The sequence below is a fragment of the Vibrio sp. Vb1337 genome (assembly GCF_033338715.1).
Taxonomy (GTDB): domain Bacteria; phylum Pseudomonadota; class Gammaproteobacteria; order Enterobacterales; family Vibrionaceae; genus Vibrio; species Vibrio alginolyticus.
Map to the genome: position 1 here is coordinate 1 of NZ_JAWOTD010000046.1, position 4,134 is coordinate 4,134.

At 40.5% G+C, this 4,134-nt stretch carries 3 protein-coding genes; 1 reads left to right on the top strand and 2 read right to left on the bottom strand.

What is annotated here, in order from left to right:
• The first annotated feature begins 866 nt into the window (after positions 1-866).
• Positions 867-1,628: a MobC family replication-relaxation protein gene (mobC, locus tag R7E42_RS23630; protein ID WP_276446930.1), complete on the top strand. Its 762-nt coding sequence runs from the start codon at positions 867-869 to the stop codon at positions 1,626-1,628.
• 563 nt (positions 1,629-2,191) lie between these two features.
• Here the strand turns inward: mobC and R7E42_RS23635 are convergent.
• Together R7E42_RS23635 and R7E42_RS23640 are read right to left on the bottom strand one after the other, a co-directional pair.
• On the bottom strand, positions 2,192-2,611 hold the full coding sequence (locus R7E42_RS23635) for a hypothetical protein (protein WP_025818666.1): 420 nt from the start codon (positions 2,609-2,611) through the stop codon (positions 2,192-2,194).
• A complete protein-coding gene (locus R7E42_RS23640) occupies positions 2,601-3,608 on the bottom strand; it encodes a hypothetical protein (RefSeq protein WP_025789264.1) in 1,008 nt (335 codons plus the stop codon). The genes R7E42_RS23635 and R7E42_RS23640 overlap by 11 nt, the downstream gene beginning before the upstream one ends.
• Positions 3,609-4,134: the final 526 nt, after the last annotated feature.

The window sequence follows — 4,134 nt, forward strand, 5'->3', positions numbered from 1 at the left end:
TACTTCAAAACTTGGCTCAAATGACAGCAAACTAACAGCGTGAGATCTTAAGATCATAGAGAAAAATGAAACACGCTAACTTGTGTCGAGATTTACGAAAAGAAAGGACGAAAAGCATGAACTTCAAAAAACGTTACATGACCATAATATTGCTCGCATTAGGATTAGGAAGCGCTCAAAAGTCGCCTATCAACGGATTAAAACTGAACCTTGAGTTACAACATAACTGCTTAGTTTGTTTGTCCTGGTGAAACTAAGCGAAGCGTTTTTACCAAGACAAACGAACCGGCAACGAGCTGCGCGAGGCGACAGCTCGAACAACGAAACAAAGTGAGTTAGTGAGCAATGTTTTTTTCTGGCTCAATCGCCCAAGCGCCCCCTTGCGGGGTTCAATTGCTAGTCAGAAAAAAATGCGAAGTGTTCAACGTAGCATCGAGAAAACAGGTGAGTTCCCGAACCTTTTTATCGACAGGGGGAGCCGAACCAAACGCCCGTTCCCAAACGAAAAGGCGAGCAGTTCCTAAACTGCGGTTTGGTTTGGGGGCTTGCCCCAAAATCCGTTGAGCCGGCGAGACCAAGTCCGTATGACGATGCAAAAACGAGGCTCTTTGAACTTGTTCAAAAAGGACGACATTTTTCACGCTCTATAGGGGCTTGGTCTCGCGGAGCGAGGCGGATTTTGCTTTAAATTAGAAAGTGAATTGTAGGGGCGTCCAGCCCCGAAGATTTACATTCTAATTCATTGGAAAAGCACGCTTTTTCAATATTCGCCCTTTGGCGAAACATCCTTTTATTGTTTAGATTTCATCGGTGTCTGCGGTCGGGTACTATACTCCCCCGATGATAGACACCGATGGCAGAGGCCGATGAACACACAATATCTGATCCAAGATAAGACCGAACGTTACCAACGAAATGCAGACAACATGCAATGCGTCATACAGTTTTTAATACAAGAAACGTACTCCACAATCACCAACTTAATGGTGCTTTTGAATTATCAGAAAAGACAGCCTCTCGATCGTTTACTGGCAAAACTAAAAGGCTTAGGTCTCATCAAAAAGTACGAACTAAAAACGCCAAGAGGAAAGCTTGCATTGTGGGGAGTGACCGACTTAGGCCTTGCGCAAAACCAACAGAAAAGTAATGGCAGAGAGAAGAGTTTTGTACCGTACCGAGTCACGGCCAAGAATGCAGAACATAAAATGAAAGTACAGTTTGTGCAGCTCCAGCTACAAAAAAATGGATGGTGTGATTGGGAAAATGGTAAACATGAAGACGCACGCAAAAAATATCAGGTAGCACACAAACCGAATGGTTTGGTGAAAAGTCCTTCGGGAGCAAAGATTGCACTCGAACTGATGCAAACAATTCAAACGCCATCACGCTACAGGACCATTTTTAAAGAGCACATACAGGCAAAAAAAGAGGGGTACTGGCATGCAGTCTTTTTCATCGTTGAGAGTAACGAAATGAAAAAGCTGTTAGAGAACCACTTCAACAAAATTGAATACATAAGGTTCAAAGAATCGAAGCACCCATTCGAGTATTACTGTTCAAACCTTTACCGAATCTTCACATTGGAAGAGGTGAAGACCTTACAAGAAACGAGAGAGCCTAAACGGTGAAGAATGTTGTCGCAAGACTCCCCTGATCAGCCCTTTCGGCTGCGCCGACCCCTACCCATTTCAACTCTAAACTTGAGTGATTTGGGTATCATCTATGGTCGCTTTCCGTGGAGTTTTGTCTCTTACCCTTTCGGGCTGCCCTGCGCTGTGTGTAAAGCTTTCGCCCCCGTTCCAGTCACACAACACTAATCAGTTATTCCTTTTCCGCTTGTCCCCTCTAGCAGCTACAAGGGGCGGATTTATCGAGCTTGGTGCTTAGTTCTGATTAGTGCCTTTACCTCTCACCTTTGGAACATCCCTTGGTCGGTGAGTGATGCGCGTCGTTCTGTCCAAAACATCTTGATTCCAAACAGAGTGCAGAAATACTCTTGAAGTGCTTACTTGATATGGTCTATCATGGAAGGACTTACACAACGATTTGGTCATCATTTGTGAGTATTCCGAAAAAACCACTCCGGCAAGAGTGGTTTTTTCACATCTGGGGATAGAGATTAATCCTAAAATCGTTAGATCTCAATGATCAATGCAAAGATCTTTGTTGCATACTCTTCTCAAATTTTTGTTTAATCAGCCCTATGGTATATATCTTTATCAAGAGATATATAAAATGATGTTCTTATCTTTTCTGTAGTAATTAAAAAGTAACCACTATCAACAAGGTGTTTCTTTATTGCATCTTTTCCAATCGTTCCAAAAACAACCCCCATGACAAATAGAAAACAAGGAATGTAAGTCCCTAAATATTTGCTCCACTCTTTAGGTAATTCAGGTCGCTTATTAAAACAAATACAAACAAACCCTATTATACTTAAAAACCAAAACCATGATAAAAAAGGAACTATAGAAAAAACGGAGGTTAACGCTATAGATTCTGGATGATATATATAAACATCCAGTATTGGGCTTATCGCATCAAATAATAAGAAAGGCATCCCTATTAATACAAGAGGAACTCCTAAAAAAATCAGAATTCTATTTGGCATTTGTGGCCTCTTTTAAGCCATTTATTATGTTTTCTTCTATCTTGTTTTCATCCCAAATATTAGAAATAATTACATCAACACCAACCCAAACCATCGCACCAACCACCATAGGAATGGCAACTCCAAGAGCGACCGTCAAGCAAATAATCCCACCGACAACTGCACCAGTGGCTAAAAGCTTAAACAAATCACTTCCCATACTACCGCACCAATCAACTAAATGATAATCATCATTAAACATCAATTCATTAGTATTGATTGTTGCCGATATAATTAAACTTAAAACAGCCCCTTTCTTAAATCCATTTAATGTATCTTCAGCTAAAACACCCAACTGCTTAATTGTAGGGTTTGTAATCCTATATGGATAATTTTTTTTGATATTTAATCCATTAACAACAGCATAATACTTCTTAGGGTCATTCCAGAGACTGGATATTATTACTCGTTCTATTCCCTGAGCATCAATATATTGTTTAACTGTAATGCCAAAGCCACCTAAAGCTTTTGATATTTTTGCCGCAGTAATAATACCTATGCCCATATCTATTTTTGAATGAATGTCATCTAATAGTTTCAGAGTTTCACTTCCAATCGTTTCCCCTTCTTCATTTTTTTGATGCCAGATATTCATCGCACACTTTGCGGCATCATCAACAGAGAAAATACAAACTTGTGTATGTCTACCTTCTAAGTATTCTTTCAAATCGTCTTGTAGATCTTTGTTCCATTCTGGCTCTGTTAGATCGTAGGCCTGTAACGCTGCCGCGTTACGTTCTGCAGTAGCACGCACACGATTTTTTTCCCAACGAGCGTAATCTTCTTGGGTATACGTCAATTCAGCTTGACGCTCTCGACGTTGGCGGGCAGCTCGCTCTCTTACTGTTTCTTCTCGAGCTTGCGGTTTTCTCAATGATTCTTCTTCATGGAGGGGCTTATAACCTCCACCAGAAGAACTCAACGGTTTTTTCTTCCTATCCAAAAAATTGTGTGGCATCAGTTCACCTAACCTCAATTAACGTGATGACATCATAACGACTCTTAAAGGTGCGTAATATTGGTCATATGTTAAATAGGCAACTTCACTATCAAAAACACCACTTAGAAGCCCCTCAAACGCTCTAGGCACGATTTCAGACTGAAATCCGGCACATTACCCACCAAAAAACATTTGAAAGTTTGTGACACTTTGAGAGCGATTTACATAGCAATCTAACTAACTTCTAAACTCACTCAGAAACACCTCTGAAATGCTCGTTTTTCACATGTTCAACCTGCAACTAGGCATCTATCATTATCCAAAAATAAAAATGCCTAGTTGGCTCAAACCGCACAAACGGTCATTTGCCGCGTCACAACAATCATTCGAATTAAACTCACATTCGCTGAACCAAAGAGTAACTCTCGTTACTTCAAAACTTGGCTCGAATGACAGCAAACTAACTGCGTGAGATCTTAAGATCATCGAGAAAAATGAAACACTTTAGATTGCGTCGAGATTTACGAAAGAAAGGACAAAAACA

Coding starts and splice junctions, on each gene's coding strand:
- mobC (WP_276446930.1), top strand. CDS start 867: ATGAACACACAATATCTGATCCAAGATAAGACCGAACGTTACCAACGA.
- R7E42_RS23635 (WP_025818666.1), bottom strand. CDS start 2,611: ATGCCAAATAGAATTCTGATTTTTTTAGGAGTTCCTCTTGTATTAATA.
- R7E42_RS23640 (WP_025789264.1), bottom strand. CDS start 3,608: ATGCCACACAATTTTTTGGATAGGAAGAAAAAACCGTTGAGTTCTTCT.